A 1,978-nucleotide genomic window follows, 5' to 3' on the forward strand; every position below is an offset into this window, starting at 1 on the left:
CTTTAATTTCTATAAGAGTGTTCATAAGAATTCCTTACTATTTAGATGTTTCTTAATGACACTTTTAAAAAGTGCCGGGTGCTAAGAAACACGGTAGTAAGTCCGTCGTTATGCTTTTCCCAAAAGGGTATTGTATAGCGTAACTACACCCGACAAGATCATTATATGCGTGTAACACACAATGAGTCAAAGCCTTTAAACGTGCGGAGAAGAGATTGTTTCGTAACCAAATCCGCTTACTATTAAGGTGTTTCTTAGGCACCTGATTCGATTATTCATATTGTCGTCACATTGTCAAGCTGCTTTCGAGATTTTTTACGTTTTTACTAATTTGACTTATCTATCTTCTTCATCCATATGGATAACGCCTTCGCCTTCGTCGCATGCGTTTTGTGGTGCGTTTGGATCAAGGGTATCGTCCTTGTCTGGTGTGGTGTTTGCAACGTTTCCAGCTGTGTCTTCTTGGGCTTCATCAAAAAGTTCGCACTCTATTTTTGTGGTGTACCCACCCGTTTTATCAAGTTTGTGTTTAACGCTCTTGATGCGCCATTCTGCTGGAATATAGGGGCGGAAAGGGGGCTCTTGAACAAGTTTTGCTTCTGCTTGTACAAACGGATCACCACCGATATCACATGAGAAAGAAGACTTACCGCGTGATGATTTATTGCGATAAGCAGCAATGGCTGCAACAGCCTCTGATTGGTTATGGTAGGTGTATTTGAGTTCATGAAACGGCGGATTACCAACTTTGACTTCTTTTTTTTCACCACTGCGTAAGTCATGATAGGTTGCGAGAACACCGCCTTTCTTCTCTTTGTCTTCTTCTTGCTTTTCCGATTCTTTTTCTGCTTTTTCTGATTCAGATGATGATGCTCTGTCACTGTTATCCATATGGATAAAGTTTTCATCATCATCAATCTCTTCTGGCTCTCGTGCATCAGCGGCGGCTTTTTGATCATCTCCTGCATTTGTTGCTAAGCCGTTTGCTGCTCCTGCTTCATCACGCGCACTGTATTTAAAATCCCAAGAGGTACAATGTTTCTCATGAATAACTACTATGGGGAGTGTTTCACCAGTGATGGCTTTGCCTTCCCCCCGTCTAGCCAAAACAAGCTTGCCATCAACGGGTTTTGCTACCGCATCATAGTCTTCTGCAAGGCGCGTAGCAAAAGCCATATCACTTTCCGATGTTTGATCAATGTGACGCACAACAATTTTAGCAAGAGCAGGGTCAACTTTTGGTGTATAGCCATTGCGCTCTGCTATCTCTTGAACAATACTGCCAAGGGTTTGTTGGTGATAGGATTGGCTTTTGGGTGTTCTATAAGACGTATTCATAGAGGCGGCGCGCCCTGTTACACTTAAGCTTTGGGGTGGGCTGCTTACAGAGATTTCATCAATCAGATAGGATCCCATATCGCGGTTTTTGCCGCCTTCATAGCCAAGTGTTACGGAAATGATTGTTCCGATGAGAGGAATATCGAGAAAGCCGTTATCACTGTCACGGGCGCGGTCATCAAGTTCTATAGTGATGCGGTTACTTTTGTTTTCTGCTTCATCGGTAATTTCAATTGATAAAACATAATCCATGAGCGTTTTGGTGATGTCTTCTCCATTTGCCAGAACCATGCAAAAAGGTTTCATGATTTGCTACCCCAAATTCTGATCACTGGTGTGGCTTTCGGATAGGGGAGGGTTGGTAAGAGTATCGTGATACCTGCTTTTAAAATGGGTCCATAGTCTGCAAGACCAAAATTTGCTGCATAAACGCATTCAACAGCAAGGGCTTGTTGACCCTTTGCATAGTATCTCCAGCAAATGGCATCAACCATATCACCATCTTTGGTTACGTAAAGATCACTCATAGCTCTTCACCATATTCTCTCAACTTTATTGTAAATTCTTGTTTTTTTGGGGTGCCATTATGATGAAAAACGCTTTGTTTTTCCTCTACAGAAAGAATGACAAACTTACCTAA

3 protein-coding genes are annotated in these 1,978 nt (G+C 42.2%); all 3 read right to left on the bottom strand.

Translation table 11 applies throughout. From position 1 onward, the window contains the following. Positions 1–336: 336 nt before the first annotated feature. Entirely contained in the window at positions 337–1,644 is a 1,308-nt protein-coding gene (locus tag ACFILU_RS02690) for a contractile injection system protein, VgrG/Pvc8 family (protein WP_375674642.1), read from the bottom strand. Next, positions 1,641–1,865 (bottom strand): tail protein X, encoded by a 225-nt coding sequence (locus ACFILU_RS02695; protein WP_375674644.1) that lies wholly within the window; start codon positions 1,863–1,865, stop codon positions 1,641–1,643. Before ACFILU_RS02695 ends, ACFILU_RS02690 begins: the two co-directional genes overlap by 4 nt. Beyond that, a partial coding sequence (locus tag ACFILU_RS02700; protein ID WP_375674646.1) for a phage tail protein occupies positions 1,862–1,978 on the bottom strand: 117 nt, incomplete at its 5' end. The genes ACFILU_RS02695 and ACFILU_RS02700, both read right to left, overlap by 4 nt.

This window comes from Bartonella sp. CL100XZDX (genome assembly GCF_042195375.1).
Taxonomy (GTDB): domain Bacteria; phylum Pseudomonadota; class Alphaproteobacteria; order Rhizobiales; family Rhizobiaceae; genus Bartonella.